Annotated in this window: 19 protein-coding genes and 1 riboswitch; of the genes, 15 read left to right on the forward strand and 4 right to left on the reverse strand. The window is 62.0% G+C overall.

Translation table 11 applies throughout. The features are described from left to right. Together BLT85_RS15290 and BLT85_RS15295 are read right to left on the reverse strand one after the other, a co-directional pair. Positions 1 to 1,506 carry a YifB family Mg chelatase-like AAA ATPase gene (locus BLT85_RS15290; protein WP_093396588.1) on the reverse strand — a complete coding sequence of 502 codons (1,506 nt, stop codon included), beginning with the start codon at positions 1,504 to 1,506 and terminating at the stop codon, positions 1 to 3. Between the two features lie 30 nt (positions 1,507 to 1,536). Continuing rightward, positions 1,537 to 1,812: an accessory factor UbiK family protein gene (locus tag BLT85_RS15295; protein ID WP_093396589.1), complete on the reverse strand. Its 276-nt coding sequence runs from the start codon at positions 1,810 to 1,812 to the stop codon at positions 1,537 to 1,539. A gap of 504 nt (positions 1,813 to 2,316) precedes the next feature. Here BLT85_RS15295 and glnK point away from each other — a divergent pair. The 15 genes from glnK (at position 2,317) to BLT85_RS15370 (ending at position 14,377) form a co-directional block, all read left to right on the forward strand. After that, positions 2,317 to 2,655: a P-II family nitrogen regulator gene (gene glnK / locus BLT85_RS15300; protein WP_093396590.1), complete on the forward strand. Its 339-nt coding sequence runs from the start codon at positions 2,317 to 2,319 to the stop codon at positions 2,653 to 2,655. A gap of 50 nt (positions 2,656 to 2,705) precedes the next feature. Further along, complete coding sequence (locus BLT85_RS15305; protein ID WP_093396591.1) at positions 2,706 to 3,956, forward strand: ammonium transporter; 1,251 nt, start codon at positions 2,706 to 2,708, stop codon at positions 3,954 to 3,956. An 81-nt stretch (positions 3,957 to 4,037) separates the two neighbouring features. Beyond that, positions 4,038 to 4,460 (forward strand): secondary thiamine-phosphate synthase enzyme YjbQ, encoded by a 423-nt coding sequence (locus BLT85_RS15310; RefSeq protein WP_093396592.1) that lies wholly within the window; start codon positions 4,038 to 4,040, stop codon positions 4,458 to 4,460. A 122-nt stretch (positions 4,461 to 4,582) separates the two neighbouring features. Next, positions 4,583 to 5,041, forward strand: coding sequence for a hypothetical protein (locus tag BLT85_RS15315; protein ID WP_093396593.1), 459 nt, complete (start codon positions 4,583 to 4,585; stop codon positions 5,039 to 5,041). Positions 5,042 to 5,283: 242 nt separating this feature from the next. After that, positions 5,284 to 5,391: riboswitch (guanidine-I (ykkC/yxkD leader) on the forward strand. Between the two features lie 52 nt (positions 5,392 to 5,443). Continuing rightward, on the forward strand, positions 5,444 to 6,451 hold the full coding sequence (locus BLT85_RS15320; protein WP_093396594.1) for an ABC transporter substrate-binding protein: 1,008 nt from the start codon (positions 5,444 to 5,446) through the stop codon (positions 6,449 to 6,451). Positions 6,452 to 6,512: 61 nt separating this feature from the next. Continuing rightward, on the forward strand, positions 6,513 to 7,565 hold the full coding sequence (locus tag BLT85_RS15325; protein ID WP_093396595.1) for a fatty acid desaturase family protein: 1,053 nt from the start codon (positions 6,513 to 6,515) through the stop codon (positions 7,563 to 7,565). A gap of 1 nt (position 7,566) precedes the next feature. Then, on the forward strand, positions 7,567 to 8,352 hold the full coding sequence (locus BLT85_RS15330) for an SDR family NAD(P)-dependent oxidoreductase (protein WP_093396596.1): 786 nt from the start codon (positions 7,567 to 7,569) through the stop codon (positions 8,350 to 8,352). Then, complete coding sequence (locus BLT85_RS15335) at positions 8,349 to 9,110, forward strand: SDR family NAD(P)-dependent oxidoreductase (RefSeq protein WP_231701495.1); 762 nt, start codon at positions 8,349 to 8,351, stop codon at positions 9,108 to 9,110. The genes BLT85_RS15330 and BLT85_RS15335 overlap by 4 nt, the downstream gene beginning before the upstream one ends. Then, the gene (locus tag BLT85_RS15340; RefSeq protein ID WP_093396597.1) at positions 9,110 to 9,988 is read left to right on the forward strand and encodes a DMT family transporter; all 879 of its coding nucleotides are present in this window, start codon (positions 9,110 to 9,112) and stop codon (positions 9,986 to 9,988) included. Before BLT85_RS15335 ends, BLT85_RS15340 begins: the two co-directional genes overlap by 1 nt. Continuing rightward, positions 9,988 to 10,764: a creatininase gene (locus BLT85_RS15345; RefSeq protein WP_093396598.1), complete on the forward strand. Its 777-nt coding sequence runs from the start codon at positions 9,988 to 9,990 to the stop codon at positions 10,762 to 10,764. Before BLT85_RS15340 ends, BLT85_RS15345 begins: the two co-directional genes overlap by 1 nt. Then, positions 10,761 to 11,543 (forward strand): N-acyl homoserine lactonase family protein, encoded by a 783-nt coding sequence (locus tag BLT85_RS15350; RefSeq protein WP_093396599.1) that lies wholly within the window; start codon positions 10,761 to 10,763, stop codon positions 11,541 to 11,543. The genes BLT85_RS15345 and BLT85_RS15350 overlap by 4 nt, the downstream gene beginning before the upstream one ends. Then, the gene (locus tag BLT85_RS15355) at positions 11,540 to 12,307 is read left to right on the forward strand and encodes a hypothetical protein (RefSeq protein ID WP_093396600.1); all 768 of its coding nucleotides are present in this window, start codon (positions 11,540 to 11,542) and stop codon (positions 12,305 to 12,307) included. Before BLT85_RS15350 ends, BLT85_RS15355 begins: the two co-directional genes overlap by 4 nt. Positions 12,308 to 12,390: 83 nt before the next feature. After that, the gene (locus BLT85_RS15360; protein WP_331456738.1) at positions 12,391 to 13,146 is read left to right on the forward strand and encodes an ABC transporter permease; all 756 of its coding nucleotides are present in this window, start codon (positions 12,391 to 12,393) and stop codon (positions 13,144 to 13,146) included. Positions 13,147 to 13,150: 4 nt separating this feature from the next. Further along, positions 13,151 to 13,993: an ABC transporter ATP-binding protein gene (locus BLT85_RS15365; RefSeq protein ID WP_093396602.1), complete on the forward strand. Its 843-nt coding sequence runs from the start codon at positions 13,151 to 13,153 to the stop codon at positions 13,991 to 13,993. An 87-nt stretch (positions 13,994 to 14,080) separates the two neighbouring features. After that, positions 14,081 to 14,377, forward strand: coding sequence for a hypothetical protein (locus BLT85_RS15370; RefSeq protein WP_093396603.1), 297 nt, complete (start codon positions 14,081 to 14,083; stop codon positions 14,375 to 14,377). A gap of 30 nt (positions 14,378 to 14,407) precedes the next feature. Here BLT85_RS15370 and BLT85_RS15375 read toward each other — a convergent pair whose 3' ends face one another. Both BLT85_RS15375 and xerC read right to left on the reverse strand, forming a co-directional pair. Beyond that, positions 14,408 to 15,136 carry an HAD family hydrolase gene (locus BLT85_RS15375; protein WP_093396604.1) on the reverse strand — a complete coding sequence of 243 codons (729 nt, stop codon included), beginning with the start codon at positions 15,134 to 15,136 and terminating at the stop codon, positions 14,408 to 14,410. Then, the gene (xerC, locus tag BLT85_RS15380; protein ID WP_093397828.1) at positions 15,133 to 16,047 is read right to left on the reverse strand and encodes a tyrosine recombinase XerC; all 915 of its coding nucleotides are present in this window, start codon (positions 16,045 to 16,047) and stop codon (positions 15,133 to 15,135) included. The genes BLT85_RS15375 and xerC overlap by 4 nt, the downstream gene beginning before the upstream one ends. Between the last annotated feature and the right edge of the window lie 6 nt (positions 16,048 to 16,053).

Below are 16,053 nucleotides of genomic sequence, written 5' to 3' on the forward strand. Positions count from 1 at the left end.
TCAGTGCCCTGGCTGGCGATCCAGTTGCCGATACTGCAGCGCCTCGGCCAGATGGCCACGCTCAATCGCGTCGGTCCCCTCAAGGTCTGCCAGCGTTCTAGCTACCTTCAATGCCCTATGGCTGGCGCGGCGTGACAGTCCCAGCCGCTCAATGGCCTTCTCCATCCAGCGCGCGTCATCGGTGCTCACTGCGCAGAAGTCGCGCAGCGAAGCGAGGTCCAGATGGGCATTCAGACACCCCTGGCGCTGCAGCTGGATAGTCCTCGCCCTGGCTACATCCGCTGCGGCTTCGGCGGTGGTGGGGCGGTTATTCCCGCTGTGTTCGAGACTGAACGGCTCGTTATGCATGGCCAGATGCAGATCGATACGGTCCAGCAAGGGTCCGGAAAGCTTATTGCGATAACGCTCGACCTGTTCGGCCGAACAGCGGCAGCGTCCGGATGGGTCACCTTGGTAGCCGCAGGGGCAAGGGTTCATGGCAGCGATCAGCTGGAAGCGCGCCGGGAACGTGAGCTGTTCGCGCGCCCGGGCGATATGCACCGCCCCCGACTCCATGGGCTCGCGCAGCATCTCCAGCACCTTGCGGTCGAACTCGGGCAGTTCATCCAGAAACAGCACGCCGTGATGGGCCTGGCTTATCTCGCCGGGACGCGGTTGGCTGCCGCCGCCGACAAGCGCTGCCGCCGATGCACCATGATGGGGCGCGCGAAAAGGTCGGGTCGGCCACTGGACCATCGGGCCGCGGCCGCAAACCGACTGCACTGCCGCGACTTCGAGCGCTTCGTCTTCGCGCAGCGGTGGCAGCAAGCCGGGTAGTCGACTCGCCAGCAACGTCTTGCCGGTGCCCGGCGGGCCGAATAGCAAGAGGTTGTGCGCGCCGCTGGCAGCCACGATCAAAGCACGCTTCGCCTGCGCCTGACCCTGAACGTCACCCAGATCGGAATAGTGGCTGACAGGCACGCTGGTATGAGCCGGGACGGATGGCAACTCGCGCTCGCCACGCAGATGTTCGCATAGCTCCAGCAGATGGTCTGCGGCGACGATACGTACGCCACGTACCATGGCGGCTTCCGCGGCGTTGGCGCGCGGCAGCAGCAGCGTTCGTCCAGCCTCGCGGCAGGCCATTGCGGCAGGAAGCACGCCCTGCACTGCGCGCAGCTCGCCCGATAGCGCAAGTTCGCCGAGGCATTCGCAGTGTTCGAGGCTGTCAGGTGGGATTTGTCCGCTGGCGGCGAGCAGCCCCAGGGCGATCGCCAGATCGAAGCGCCCGCCTTCCTTCGGCAGATCGGCAGGCGCCAGGTTGATCGTAATGCGTTTGAGGCTGGGAAAATCCAGGCGAGCATTCTGCAGGGCGCTGCGCACCCGGTCCTTGCTCTCTCTGACAGCGGTCTCCGGGAGACCAACCAGGGTCAGGCTGGGCATCCCATTGGCGAGATGCACTTCTACTGTCACGGTTGGCGCCTGGACGCCGAGCTTGGCGCGACTGTGCACGATGGCAAGGGTCATGATCGCTCCTTGATCAGGCCCGCCGAGGGATCAGGCGGGCGGTTGCGGGACGTCGTCGTCCGGCTTATCGGTCCGCTCCAGGTCGGCGACACGTTTCTCCAGGGCTTCGAGCCGTTCGCGAGTACGTAGCAGCACGACCTGCTGGGTGTCGAACTCCTCACGGCTGACTACATCGAGCTTGGAAAGCGCGCTCTGCAGCACGGCTTTGACGCGCTTTTCCAACTCCGGGCCGGGCGAACTGTGCTCGCCCGAAAAAAGGCGGCTGGCCTGGCTGGTAACGGCATCAATGAAATCTTTGGGCAACATGGCGTAAGTCCCGTAATGACAGGAAGCGGGCGGACGTACCGGTATTGGGCGTGATTCTAGCACAGCCACTCCAAAGCCTTTTTCGGACCCCGTCTCATCCGTGAGCGCAAATAGCGCACCTTGAGCATGCACGGTGCACCGGTATGGTGCGCCATTCTCCGCGGAAAGACGCCATGGTTCGCTTTGAAAGCCTATAACTATCTGATCGTAAACGAAAAACACAAACTGGCAGGGATTCTGCAAAGCACTGCTCAGCTGCCTGCGGTTCGATGACCCAATTTGGGTATAGGGCGCAGAGCCAGCATGACTTTGCAGTACGCATCTGAGGAGCGCATAAGAAGATGAAGCAGTTGCCCTGTGGCTCGTCGGCCGTTGAAGGACTCGCTGCTGTCCACGGAGCGGACCACTGCGACAGCGTCTGTGCATTGTCCGTTTCTAAAAGTCGCTAACTCGGCATAGACTTGTCCTGTCCCCCAGGGCAGTCGATAACACGGGAGTATCAACATGAAACTAGTAACGGCTGTAATCAAGCCATTCAAGCTGGACGATGTTCGGGAAGCGCTTTCCGAAATCGGCGTGCAGGGTATTACCGTCACCGAGGTGAAAGGCTTCGGTCGGCAGAAAGGCCATACCGAGCTGTATCGCGGTGCGGAATACGTGGTCGACTTCCTGCCCAAGGTCAAGATCGATGTGGCCATTGGCGATGACATGCTCGACCGCGTCATCGAAGCCATTACCAAGGCTGCCAACACCGGCAAGATCGGCGACGGCAAGATCTTCGTAGTCAATCTGGAGCAGGCCATCCGCATCCGTACCGGCGAGACCGATACCGACGCGATCTGAGGCGTTCAGTTCATTACATGAAGTAACTAAGCCTAATTGGGGGGCTTATTATGGAAGATATCGTACAGATCAAGTACGCGCTTGATACGTTTTACTTTCTGATCTGCGGTGCGCTGGTCATGTGGATGGCGGCCGGTTTCGCCATGCTCGAATCCGGCCTAGTCCGCGCCAAGAACACTACCGAAATCCTGACCAAGAACGTGGCGCTGTATTCGATCGCCTGCACCATGTATTTGCTGATCGGCTACCACATCATGTATTCCAGCCCGGAAGGCGGCATCTTCCCGAGCTTCGGATTGCTGATTGGTGCTGAGAACACCGCTGAGGACGTACTGGCAGGTGGTGATGACGCCCCCTACTACTCGGCTCGCTCCGACTTCTTCTTCCAGGTCGTGTTCGTTGCTACGGCGATGTCCATCGTGTCCGGTGCCGTTGCAGAGCGCATGAAGTTGTTTGCGTTCCTGGTTTTCGCCGTGATCATGACTGGTTTCATCTACCCGATCCAGGGCTTCTGGAAGTGGGGCGGCGGCTTCCTCAACGAAGCTGGTTTCCTCGACTTTGCAGGCTCCGGTGTGGTTCACCTGTGTGGCGCTACCGCCGCGCTTGCCGGTGTGTTGCTGCTGGGTGCTCGTAAGGGCAAATATCATGCGAATGGCCATATCAATGCCATTCCCGGCGCCAATCTGCCGCTGGCCACACTGGGTACCTTCATCCTGTGGCTGGGCTGGTTCGGCTTCAATGGTGGCTCGCAGCTGGTAGTGTCCAACATCGAAGATGCCAACGCCGTTGCGCAGATCTTCCTGAACACCAACGCCGCAGCCGCTGGCGGCCTGATCGCCGCTCTGGTCGTCGCCCGCATCCTGTTCGGCAAGGCTGACCTGACCATGGCGCTCAACGGCGCGCTGGCCGGTCTGGTGGCGATCACTGCCGAGCCGCTGACCCCCGGTGGCTTCCAGGCGACGCTGATCGGCGCAGTCGGTGGCGTGATCGTGGTGTTCTCGATCCTGGGTCTGGACAAGCTGAAGATCGACGATCCGGTCGGTGCCATCTCGGTCCACGGTGTGGTCGGTATCTGGGGCCTGCTGGCGGTCTGCCTGACCAACGATGACGCGACCATCGGCGCGCAGCTGATGGGCATCGTGACCATCTTCCTCTGGGTCTTCATCGCCAGCCTGATCGTCTGGGGCATCCTCAAGGCTGTCATGGGCATCCGTGTCAGCGAAGAAGAAGAGTACGAAGGGGTGGATATATCCGAGTGCGGTATGGAAGCCTACCCGGAGTTCACCAGCAGCAAGAAGTAAACTTCACGCTGGGATACTCATCCAACAGACAGGGCGCCATATGGCGCCCTGTCTGTTTTCGCAGTATGGAGGAGCAATGCCATGTGGCTACAACGCATGATTCGCCTGCGTCCACGCGCCAGAGGGTTTCATATCGTCACCGACGAGATCGTCGACGTCTTCCCGGAGCTGTCCGAGGTCCGCGCCGGGCTGCTGCACCTATGGTTGCAGCACACGTCCGCATCGCTAAGCATCAACGAAAATGCCGACCCGCTGGTGATGGGTGATCTTGAAGCTTTCCTGCGCCGGCTGGTCCCGGACGACACGCCTTATTTCAAACACACCTACGAAGGGCCGGATGACATGACGGCGCACGTCAAGAGCAGCCTGCTCGGCGTTCAGCTCAGCATTCCTGTCACCGAAGGCAGACTGGCGATGGGCACCTGGCAGGGCGTCTACCTGGGCGAGCATCGCGAGCAGGGCGGCGCCCGACGCATTATCGCGACGCTGCAGGGCGGCGACTGACCGATCGAGTCCGCTCGCAAAGGTTACTGCATCTGTATCAGGCGAACCTTGCGTGGCCAGCCAGGGTCCTATCTAGCACAGACCCAACCGTCTAGCACAGACTCAACCAGGAAGGAAATGCCATGAAAGCGCAGACGTTCCAGTACCTGACCGAATGGACCACCCTGTTTCACAACAATCTCGCCGACTCCATGGAGAAGGGCCTGCCGCAGCAGTCCGATGAGCGCGCCAAGTGGGTTTTGGAATACCTGATCGACCACGAGCGTACGCTTGCCAAGGAAGTCGAAGGGTTCAAGAAGCAGGCTGATGCCAATGCGCTGAAGACCTGGTTGTACGAGCAGATCACCGAGACGCTTCCGCCTGATTCACGCACACGTGACATCGATTTCGGCAGCATGGACTTCGATGCGATCAGTGCTGAGATCTTCGATGTGCATAATCAGGTCATCGAAGTCTGGGAAAGCATGGTCAGCAAAGGCGCCGTGCCCGAGGCCAGGGAGCTCGCGCAGAAAATCTACGACCTGGAAAAGAACGAAACGATGCGCCTAGCTGACCAGATCACCAGCGTGCAGCAGATGTAAGTTCCTCACCTCGGCAGGCCGGCGTGTTGCACCGCGCCAGCCCATGCCGCCCTCTTTTCGAGCGTTTCCCCCGTGTTTTGCCCTTTCCCCATTACCCTGAAACGTGTCTGGCTCGGACTCTGGGCCGCGGTGTAGAGGCGTTTGCGCCGGCTTCGGCAAAGTTGGCATCAACCATGCAAAACCTCTGGTGAAGCGGGATGAGTCATCTGCACGTCATGGCGCATCACACATATTGGAGTGGTACTTAGGCGAACTAGGGTTCCGGTCTGCAGGACGCAGATGTCTGGTCCGAGAGTTTTCCGGCTTCCACGGATCAGGAAGCTACACGGCGGGATAAAAGCCCGGGAGATCGTCATGACGACGCGATCCCGTGCTTTTTCTCACCGTGTAGGAGTTGCACACATGACCGTCGCAATGCTGCGTTGCTTTCGCAAGACTCTGCTTGGCATCGGCCTGGCAAGCGTATCCGCCATCGCACCTGTCGCTACCCAGGCGGCCGAGACGCTGAAGATCGGAACCGTCGTCTGGGCCGGCTACGGTCCGTTCTACGTAGCTGATGAGCTTGATCTGTACAAGGATCACGGCCTGGATGTCGACCTGCAGTTTTTCAATGACCCTGCACTGATTCCTTCGGCCATTGCCAGCCGGGCGGTCGACGGCGGGATGCTCACCTACGACCAGGTGGTGGGCTCGGTTGCGAAGGGTCTCAAGCACCGAGTGGTGATGCCAATTGATTTCTCCAACGGCGGCGACGCCATCGTGGCGGAAAAGTCGATCACCTCGATCGCTGACTTCAAGGGCAAGCCGGTTGGCTACAACCCGCTGTCTCCTTCGGATTTCCTGCTGGCCTACGCGCTGCAGACCAACGGCATGACTGAGAAAGACATTCGCCCGGTCAACATGACGCCCGAAGGCATTCCAGGTGCCATGGCCTCCGGCAGCCTGCCGATCGGGGTGACCTACGAGCCGAACGTGTCGCAGATTTTGGGGATGGGCAACGGCGAGAAATACCACGTCGTGTATTCCTCCAAGGACGCGCCTGGCCTGATCACCGACGTGCTGGTGTTCGACCAGAGCATGATCGAGAAGCGCCCGGAGGCGATCAAGGCGATGATCCAGGGGTACCAGGCAGGGCTGGAATACATGCAGGCCAATCCGGATGAATCGGCCAGGATCATCGCTAAGGTGCTTGGTGTAATGCCTGAGGAAGCGGTCGAGCAGATGGAAGGTGCCTACAACCTACCCCTGGACGAGATGGCGAAAAGTTTCGAGCAGTCGGATGACACCACGTCGTTCTTCGGCAGCGGAGCAGTCATCGCTGACATCCTGGTGAAGAACCAGCAAATTCAGGCGGCGCCTGACTTCGCCGACACCTTCGATGCCAGCTTCGTTGAAGCCCTGACCGAATAACCCAGAGGCAAGCCGGATGCTGCCGTCGGCGGCATCCGATGCATTGTCAACCGGAGGAGCCATGACCACATCCACATCCACTGCCGGGCGCGCTGCCAAGCGCAAGCCGCTGTTCCGTTATAGCGACGGTCCGCTGCCCAACATCCTTGCCATGACCTATAGTCTTGCCGGCTACGTTGTCGGCCTCGGTCTGTTGCTCGCTGATTCCTGGCTGCTTAAGGCAGGCGGGACGCTACTGCTGGCGCATGCGATGATCATCGGTGCCTACCTGATGCATGAATTCGCGCACGGCACGATCTTCAGTGCACCGCAGCACAACGCTCGCGCTGGCGCGGTATACAGCTGGATGACCGGTGGCTGTTATGCCGAATTCCAGGATCTGCGCCGCAAGCACATGCGCCACCACGTGGACCGGGCCGATGTACTCACGTTTGACAGCAAGCAGTTCATCAACGGTCTGCCCGGCTGGGTGCGCAAGCTGATTCTGGCGCTGGAGTGGGCCTACATACCTGCCGTCGAATTACTGCTGCATGGCTACGTCATCCTGCTGCCGTTCCTCAGCGACAGCGAGAAACAACGTGCCCGCCGTCCCGCGGTCGCCGCCACCCTGGTGGTGCGTACGGCCGCCTTTGCCCTGCTCGGCTGGTTGTCTTTTGCGGCGCTGGTGCTCTATGCGGTGGCCTGGCTGGTCATGATCACCGTGCTGCGCTTTACCGATGCCTATCAGCACACCTACGACGCCTTCGCCGTGCTGGAAGAAGGCGACATACCGGCAGACAAGCTGCGAGACCGTGCCTACGAACAGCAAAACACCTTCAGCAATCTGGTCTCGCTGCGCTGGCCAGCACTCAATCTGCTGCTGCTCAACTTCTCCTACCACAACGCCCATCACGAAAAGCCGGTTGCGCCGTGGTATCGCCTGCCAGCCCTGCATGCATCGCTGTACAGCGAGGGATATCGGCAGGTGGTGCCCATGAAGGAGCTGGTCAGCAGCTTCCATCGTCACAGGCTACGCCGGGTCACCGACGACGACTATGGGCACTTCGGTGAGGGTCCGAAGCGCGCCGACAACTTCTATGGCGCCGTCGGCGTCTCGTTCCTGACGGCGGTATGACATGCATAGCATTGATTACAGCGGACGCACGGTACTGATCAGCGGAGCCGGCAGTGGCATTGGTCGCGGGCTGGCCCGAGCATTCGCCGAGCAGGGCGCCCGGCTGGAGCTGCTCGATCGCGACGCCCAAGGTCTCGCCATGGTCTTGGACGAGCTCGAAGCGCTCACCGAGGTGCGCGGCCGTTGCGTCGACCTGGGCGATGATGCGGCGGTTCTGGCGTTCGCCGCCGAGTTGACCGAGCGCTGTCGTCACCTCGACGTCCTGGTGAACAACGCCGGCATCGAGAAGCCAACGCCGCTGCTCGACTCCGCAGCCGATGCCAACCAGCGCTGGCAGGCCCAGCTGGACAACAACGTGGTCAGCATGCTGCGGCTGACGCGGGCGGTCCTGCCCCTGCTTGGCGAAGGCAGCAGCGTGATCAATCAGTCGTCCATCTGGGGCCTGAGTGCGGTCGCGGGATTTTCTGCCTATGTAGCGAGCAAACACGCGGTTATCGGACTGACGCGTTCGCTGGCCTGGGAACTTGGGGCGCAACGCATTCGTGTCAACGCGGTCTGCCCAGGCTGGATTGCCACGGATGCAGCCATGGCCTCGCTGCGCAGCATGGCCGCTGCCAGTGGTCGCAGCGAAGCCGCTGAGCTGCAGCACATTCTGTCTGCACAGGCCATTGCTGAACTGCTGACGCCAGCGGACCTGGCCGGCACCTTTCTGTTTCTCGGAAGCTCGCTCGCAGCGGCAGTGACCGGTCAGGCGCTGGTGGTCAGTCGCGGGGAGATGATGCATTGAGCACGCAGTCCAGCCTGGCAGGGCAGCGCATTCTGGTGACCGGCGCCGCGACCGGTATCGGCCGCGCGTGCGTCGAGGCACTGGCCGGACGTGGCGCCCGGGTGTGGGCAGGCCATCAGGCGGGCCAGGAACCGCTGATGGATGAGCTGATCCGCTCGATGGCAGCGCAAGGCGGCACTGTTCTGGCCGTGGAGGCAGACGTCGCCGATGCGGCGTCGGTCGATGCGATGTTCGCCTCCATCGCCAAGGACGGCCCCTTGTATGGCCTGGTCAACAACGCTGGTGTCATTCTCGAAAAACCCTTTCTGCAAACCGATGAGCGTGACTGGCGTCAGGTCATGTCGGTCGATCTGGACGGCGTCTATCGCTGCTGCCGCATTGCCCTGCAGGGAATGGCCGCCCAGGGGGGCGGGAGCATCGTCAATGTTACATCGGACCTGGGATTTTTAGGCCGCGAGGAATACGTCGCCTATTGTGCGGCCAAGGCCGGTGTGATCGGTCTGACCCGCGCGCTGGCCCGCGAATTCGCGCCGCACATACCTATCAACGGCGTCGCACCCGGGCCGATCGAAACGGCGATGGTGTCTCCGGCCAACATGAGCGCCGAATGGATAGCCCGTGAAGTCGCCATCCCGGCGGGGCGCCTCGGTCAGCCGGCGGAAGTGGCTGCGGCGGTATGTTTTCTGCTTTCAAGCGAAGCGAGCTTTTTCACCGGACAGATACTGGGGCCCAACGGCGGCTCCTGGATGGGTGGCTGATGCTGCGGCCGGAGCTCGTTCTGATATTCGCCACCCTCCTCTGGGGCACCAGCTGGATCCCTCTGCGCGCTTTCGCAGAAGCCGGCATAAGCGGCATGCCCATGGTATTTGCCAGTTACGGATTGATTGCGCTGGTGGCCGTGCCGCTTCTCTGGCGGCAGCGCAGAGCGTGGCGGGGACAGGCGTGGGGGCTGCTGGCAATCGTGATCTTCGGCGGCTGGGCTAACACCGCGCTGATCTCGTCGCTGTCGCTGGGTCACGATATCGTCCGGCTCATGCTGCTGTTCTACCTGGCGCCAGTGTGGGCTGTGCTGGGCGGCTGGCTGATGCTGCGCGAGCAACTCACGGCGCTGCGTCTCGGTGCTCTTGCATTGGCGATGGTCGGCATCGCGCTCACCCTGGGGATCGGCCTGGACACACTCAAGCCGCTTGAGGGTGTCGATTGGCTGGCCCTGAGCGCCGGCTTCGCCTTTGCCATGAATAACCTGGCGACCCGCGCCGCCAACCGCATTCCGTTGTTCAGCAAGACCTTCGCAGCCTTTATCGGCAGTGTGGCCTTCGCCGGTGTGGCCTGTTTGCTACTTGATCAGGGCCTGCCAACGCTCCGCCCCGTTACCTGGGCACTGGTAGCCCTGTTCGCCGCTGGTTGGTTGCTCGCAACGCTGGCCGCGCAGTACGGCGTCACGCACCTGGAAGCCAGCCGGGCGGCCGTAATCATCGTTTTCGAGCTGATCGCTGCCGTGCTGTCAGCGGCCTGGCTCGGCGACGTGCCGCTTGGGCCGCGTGAGTGTGTCGGCGCCGCTTTGGTGTGTGTCGCTGCGGTGCTCGCCGCCTGGCCAGACCAGCCCCAACCTGCCCTGCCGAGGAGTGCAACCTGATGACAAGCGTATTCATGGACCAGATCAGCTGGATCGAGTATCAGCAGCGGGTCAATGATGGTGCAGTAGTGTTTCTGCCCTGCGGCGCTACCGAGCAGCACGGGCCGCACCTGCCGCTGGGCACCGATGCGCTGCTTTCTACAGCAATAGCCGCAGACGCCGCGCGCCAGGTCGACGGCATCGTCGCGCCGGCTCTGGCCTATGGGTACAAGTCACAACCCAAGTGCGGCGGCGGCCAGCATTTCTGCGGCACCACCAGCCTGGACGGCGCGACGTTGATTGCGCTGGTGCAGGACGGAGTGCGTGAATTCGCCCGGCATGGCGTGAAACGGTTGGTGCTGGTGCTGGGGCACTATGAGAACCAGTGGTTCGTGGCTGAAGGCATTCAGTTGGCGCTGCGCGAGCTGGGAACGGCCTGCGAGCTGGTAGTCATGCGCCTGGAGCATTGGGACTACTGCAGCGAAAAGACCTTGGCGGATGTTTTCCCTGACGGATTTCCGGGCTTTGCCCTGGAGCATGCAGCCGTGATCGAGACATCCCTCATGCTGCACTACCACCCCTCGCTGGTCCGTCTGGATCTCATTCCTGACGACGGCCCGGCGGAGTTTCCGCTGTATGACATCTATCCCACACGTACCGAATGGGTACCGCCTTCTGGTGTTCTTTCGTCGGCGCGGGGCTCGGATGCGGCCAAGGGGGCGCGCATGGCGGAGGATATCGTCGGAGGTATCGTCTCCGCAGTGCGCCATGAATTCTGCCTGGAGGTCACGTCATGAGCCAGGTTCTCAAGCTGTGGCCGTTGCTGACCGCCACCCACCGCTACGACAAGTCGTTCTCAACCCGCAACCGTGGCGAAGGTACGCTCATCGAGGCGCCGATCCTCGCGTACCTGATCGAAACCCGGCAAGGGCGTGTGCTCTTCGACGTTGGCTGTGACTATCACAAGCTCAACGATCCGGAGGCGCGTCAGCGCTGGTTCGATCCGGTGGAGTTTCCGATGGGTCCGCCGGAGATGAGCGAGGAGCAGCGGCTCACCTCGCACCTTCAGGGTATGGGCCTGACCCCGGCGGATATCGACCTGGTATTCCTCAGCCATCTGCACTTCGATCATGCCGGCGGCCTGTGCGAAGTCTGCGGAGCTGACGTGCATGTTCACGAGGCCGAGCTGCAGGCAGCCCGCGAGCCCGCCGACAATGCCTATTTCGCAGACGATTTCGCCGGTGACGTGCGCTGGAAGCCGCAGCGCGACGAATACGATCTGCTACCGGGCCTGCGCGCGATCAACACGCCCGGACATACCGCTGGGCACATGTCGTTGCTGATCGAGCTGCCCGAGGGCGCACCGGTGATCCTCGCCGGCGATGCCGCCGACCTCACGGAAAACCTTGAGGACGAAGTCGCGCCGGGTCTGTGCTGGCGGGACCGTGAAGACATGGCGGTAGACAGTATCCGCAAGCTCAAGCGCGTCGCAGCCGAGACCGGCGCTGAGCTCTGGCCGAATCACGATATCGCCTTCTGGCGCACCCTGAAACGCTTCCCGGAGTACCACGCATGAACGTACCCGATCGCTATCTGGGCGTTTGGCAGCGCACCCTGCTGCGCACCGCCGACGGTTTCGAAGACCGCACTACGCGCGTGTTCTGGCTGCAGACCGAGTCGCTGCACGCGGACATTCGCATTCCCGAACGGCAACCGCGCACCTTGCAGCAGCGCTGCGCACAGGCTGGTTTCGCCGGCGTGACAGAAGTCGAAGGCGACCTGTGCCGCTGGCATCGGCGGCTCGACTTCCATCCGGAGAGCCCGGAAGACGTTGGCCGAATGACCTTCGTCAGTGCCGACGAATTGCACGAACAGGCACTGGACGGTAGTTTCCTGGAGATCTGGACGCGCTTGCCGGACTCTATCGGCCGATCCGAGGCGCTGTGGCTGAGTGATTCCGAGCAGGGCGGACGCAAGGCTTGCCTGCTCAGGGCCGGCGACTATTTTCTGTTTGCAGCCAGCCGTCCGCAACCATTGGCCGGAGATCTACCGCTATGCGAGCGGGTGGCGACGTCCTCCGCCGAGCAGGCCGAGCATATGCTGGCCATGGAACTGTCTTTCGGTCGCATCGACTCCAGCGGGCACAGCTGGCGTGTCGAGCTGTCGACTTTGCCGGGCCGCTCGGGCAAAGCCTTGCTGCTCAACCCTAACCCGACGACGCCGTTGTCCGACTGGCCCGTCCAGCGACTGGCCGGGCTGGGCGCCTATTCGCCGGCAGCCGGTTGGCAACGAGCGGCGGTCCCTGCCCTCCGTCATCTCACCGAGGAGGCCCCGGCATGAACGCTCAGGCACCCCTGCCGGTATCCGGCATCCCGACGAAACCGGCCCGGCGGCGCAGTCGCTGGTGGACCATACGCGGCGACATGGGCGGGCGCAGCGTCGCCATTCTTGCCGCGGTCGGCCTATCCGCGCCCTTCGTAGCCTGGTGGCTGTATACCGCGCTGGGGCTGGCCGATCCCCTGTTCATGCCGAGCCCCGAGGCGGTGGTGCAACGTATCTGGCGCTGGGCGACCGAGGAAGGCCTGATGGGGGACATTGGCATCAGCGTGTATCGAGTGATGGCCGGGTTTCTGCTGTCTGCGCTGGTTGCGCTGCCGCTGGGCCTGTATCTGGGCACCTATCGCACGGTGCAGGCGACACTGGAGCCTTTGATCGATTTCATCCGCTACATGCCCGCGGTGGCGTTCATTCCGCTGGTCATGCTCTGGGTCGGCATCGACGAAGGTTCGAAGATACTGATTATTTTCATCGGTACCTTTTTCCAGATGGCCCTGATGGCTGCCGAGGACGTGCGCCGGGTGCCGATGGCGCAGATCGAGGCCGCGCAGACCATGGGCGCCACGCGTAGCGAGATCATTCGCCTGGTGGTTCTGCCATCGGCGCGCCCAGCGCTGCTGGATACCCTGCGTATCACCTGTGGCTGGGCCTGGACCTACCTGGTCGTGGCCGAACTGGTGGCGTCCAACTCCGGCCTGGGTTACGCCATCCTGCGGGCCCAGCGCTACATGCACACCGACAAGATCTTTGCCGGCATTCTGTTGATCGGTCTGATAGGCCTGCTCACCGACCAGGCTTTTCGCTGGGTCGGCCGCCGCGCATTCCACTGGCAGAAGAGGTAATACCATGGACAAGCCGTGTATCAGCATTCACCAGGTGGGCAAGCAGTTCGCGACCCGCAGCCAGACCATCGAGGCCCTGCACAACGTCGACCTGGATATCCGTCCGAACGAGTTCGTCACCTTCGTGGGCGCCTCGGGCTGCGGCAAGTCCACACTGCTGCGCATTCTTGCCGGGCTGGAAACGCACAGCAGCGGTGAGCTGTTATTGCATGATCAGCCAATCGATGGCCCGGGTGTCGACAGGGCGATGGTGTTCCAGCATTACAGCCTCTATCCCTGGCTGACGGTAATGCAGAACATCAAGTTCTGTCGCCAGCTCAAGGTCATTTCAGACGGCGTTCACAGCCAGGCCGATGTGGAAACGGCCAGCGGCCGCGCCGATGCGCTGCTCAACCTGATGGGCCTGGCGCCGTTCGCCGATGCCTACCCCAGCCAGCTGTCAGGTGGCATGCAGCAGCGGGTGGCGATTGCCCGGGCGCTGATGCCCCGGCCGGACATTCTGTTGATGGACGAGCCCTTCGGGGCGCTGGATGCGCAGACAAGAGAAGTGATGCACGACCTGATTCGCCACGTGCATCGGCTGGAGAAGACCACCATCGTATTCGTCACCCACGATGTGGAAGAAGCAATATACCTTGGCAGCCGCATCGTACTCATGGCGCCGCGCCCAGGGCGCATCGATACCCTCTACAATGTTCCGTTGCCCGAGGCTCGCCATCAGGATATGAAGCTGGAGTCGGCCTTCATCGAGCTCAAACGACAGATTCTTGCGCGAATCCGCGAAACGTCAGGGGTGCAGACCGACCTCGACCAGCTCGCGAAGCTCACGCAGGGGGCGTCCGTCTGAACGATGAAAAATAATCTCCGCGCCCTCTAGTCAAAAACTTTTGTTGCGCTATAAATAGCCTGTTTTTCCCGCTGCGAGAGCCAGGTAATGAGCGACGACGATATTGAAGACGAAGAGCTGGAGAGTGTGGACGACAATGACGTCGACGACCTGCCAGAGGTAGAGGACGACGAACCCACGCCCAAGCCGAAGAAAAAGGCCGCTGTCGCCGAAGATCCGCTTGAGGGATTGTCGCTTGAAGCCAAGGCTCGCGAGCGCGAAATGCTCGCCCGGCAAATCGAAGAGTTTATGGCGCGCGGCGGCAAGGTCCAGGAAATCGGCGACAACGTTGTCGGTGACCCGCCGAAAAAGCCTGACAGCAAATACGGAAGCCGGCCGATCTGATCGGTCTCGGTCGTTACCCGGGCCGAGCACTCAGCTCCGGCTCGGGTCTGCACTCTCGAGTCGGCTGAGATAGGACTCCAGCCAGCTTTCCACTTCGCTCAGGCACTTCACTTCCCCGTGTGGTCGCGGCTGGTCCGGCCAGGGCAGTTGCATGCGATTGAACCACAGCGTATGCAGGCCGACGCCTTGAGCGCCTTGAATGTCGTCGACTGGATGATCGCCGATATGCAGGGTTTCATGCGGCTCGGCGCCGGCGCGTTCGAGCGCGGCGAGAAAGGGCGCCGGGTCCGGCTTGCCGACGCCGACTTCGTCGGCTGATACGATCACCTTGAAGAAATCCTGCAGGCCCAGCCGTTTTACATCGGCGTTGCCGTTGGAGATGGTCGCCAGCTGGTAGCGTTTGGCGAGTCTGCCAAGCAAGGCTTCGGCATGCGGAAAAAAAGTCAGCGCATGGCGCGCTTCGAGAAATACTTCGAACCCCTGCAGCGCCAGCTCGCGAGCATGTTCTTCGGCGTAACCCGCTTTGCGCAGGCCGAGCTCCAGAATAGCTATGCGCAGCGCGGTCACCCGATGACGCAACAGCGGTTCGGCGGTCAGCACTTCATGGCGCAGCGCCCGACGAGCCTCTGCGTCAAGGTTACGCACGAACAGCGGCGCGTGTTCCGCAAGCCATTCCAGCAGCCTGGCTTCGGCAGCGACGACCACCGGCTCGGTTTCCCAGAGTGTGTTGTCGAGGTCGAAGGTCAACAGCCTGATCATGAGTCTTTCCCGTTTTTCCGTTTGGAGCGAGGGTGCGCCTGATCATAGACCTGCGCCAGATGCTGAAAATCCAGATGCGTATAGATCTGTGTGGTACCGATATCGGCGTGACCCAGCAGTTCCTGCACGGCGCGCAGGTCACCCGAGGATTCCAGCATGTGACTGGCGAAAGAATGACGCAGCATGTGCGGATGGACGTGCTGGCCTATGCTCTGCACGCCGCTGCGCCTCACTCGCAGCTGGATTGCCCGGGGTGTGAGTCGCCGACCCTGGCGTCCGACGAAGACCGGCTGATCCGCAGCCGCCACAGCCGGACGCAGTGCCAGCCATTGCTGCAACGCCTCCCTGGCCTTGCGGCCAACAGGCAGCACGCGGGTCTTGCTGCCCTTGCCCAGCACTCTGACTTCGCCTTCGCGCAGGTCCAGGTCGTGCATGCTCAGGCCTGCCAGCTCCGATAGCCGCAGCCCGGATGAGTAGAACAGCTCAAGCATGGCGGCGTCCCGTGTTCGCAGCCAGTCATCGTCCTCGCCATTGGGGACGCCAGCCTGATCGAGGAGGGAGCCGGCCAGATCGGCATCGAGCGTCTTCGGCAGCTTACGTGGCGACTTGGGTGCGCGCAGGTCGGCTGCGGGGTTATGCCGGCAGACGCGCTCACGAATCAGGTAGCGGTAGAACGCGCGGACCGAACTGAGCAGCCGCTGCAGACTGCGACCTGACTGACCGCTCTGGTGCTGCCGCCCGACAAAGCTGCGCAGTGTCTGAGTATCGACCGCATCCCAGCGATGGACGCCGTTTTGTTCGAGGTAGGTCAGCAGCGTGGCCAGATCGCGCCGGTAAGCATCAAGCGTGTGCGGCGAAACCTGTCGCTCGCTGCGCAAGTGTTCACCGAATGCATCGAGCGAAGCCTGCAGCGAGAC

This window comes from Halopseudomonas xinjiangensis, from assembly GCF_900104945.1.
Classification (GTDB): Bacteria; Pseudomonadota; Gammaproteobacteria; order Pseudomonadales; family Pseudomonadaceae; genus Halopseudomonas; species Halopseudomonas xinjiangensis.

Coding starts and splice junctions, on each gene's coding strand:
- BLT85_RS15320 (WP_093396594.1), top strand. CDS start 5,444: ATGACCGTCGCAATGCTGCGTTGCTTTCGCAAGACTCTGCTTGGCATC.
- BLT85_RS15305 (WP_093396591.1), top strand. CDS start 2,706: ATGGAAGATATCGTACAGATCAAGTACGCGCTTGATACGTTTTACTTT.
- BLT85_RS15345 (WP_093396598.1), top strand. CDS start 9,988: ATGACAAGCGTATTCATGGACCAGATCAGCTGGATCGAGTATCAGCAG.
- glnK (WP_093396590.1), top strand. CDS start 2,317: ATGAAACTAGTAACGGCTGTAATCAAGCCATTCAAGCTGGACGATGTT.
- BLT85_RS15310 (WP_093396592.1), top strand. CDS start 4,038: ATGTGGCTACAACGCATGATTCGCCTGCGTCCACGCGCCAGAGGGTTT.
- BLT85_RS15365 (WP_093396602.1), top strand. CDS start 13,151: ATGGACAAGCCGTGTATCAGCATTCACCAGGTGGGCAAGCAGTTCGCG.
- BLT85_RS15330 (WP_093396596.1), top strand. CDS start 7,567: ATGCATAGCATTGATTACAGCGGACGCACGGTACTGATCAGCGGAGCC.
- BLT85_RS15355 (WP_093396600.1), top strand. CDS start 11,540: ATGAACGTACCCGATCGCTATCTGGGCGTTTGGCAGCGCACCCTGCTG.
- BLT85_RS15295 (WP_093396589.1), bottom strand. CDS start 1,812: ATGTTGCCCAAAGATTTCATTGATGCCGTTACCAGCCAGGCCAGCCGC.
- BLT85_RS15360 (WP_331456738.1), top strand. CDS start 12,391: ATGGGCGGGCGCAGCGTCGCCATTCTTGCCGCGGTCGGCCTATCCGCG.
- BLT85_RS15290 (WP_093396588.1), bottom strand. CDS start 1,506: ATGACCCTTGCCATCGTGCACAGTCGCGCCAAGCTCGGCGTCCAGGCG.
- BLT85_RS15325 (WP_093396595.1), top strand. CDS start 6,513: ATGACCACATCCACATCCACTGCCGGGCGCGCTGCCAAGCGCAAGCCG.
- BLT85_RS15370 (WP_093396603.1), top strand. CDS start 14,081: ATGAGCGACGACGATATTGAAGACGAAGAGCTGGAGAGTGTGGACGAC.
- BLT85_RS15350 (WP_093396599.1), top strand. CDS start 10,761: ATGAGCCAGGTTCTCAAGCTGTGGCCGTTGCTGACCGCCACCCACCGC.
- BLT85_RS15340 (WP_093396597.1), top strand. CDS start 9,110: ATGCTGCGGCCGGAGCTCGTTCTGATATTCGCCACCCTCCTCTGGGGC.
- BLT85_RS15315 (WP_093396593.1), top strand. CDS start 4,583: ATGAAAGCGCAGACGTTCCAGTACCTGACCGAATGGACCACCCTGTTT.
- BLT85_RS15375 (WP_093396604.1), bottom strand. CDS start 15,136: ATGATCAGGCTGTTGACCTTCGACCTCGACAACACACTCTGGGAAACC.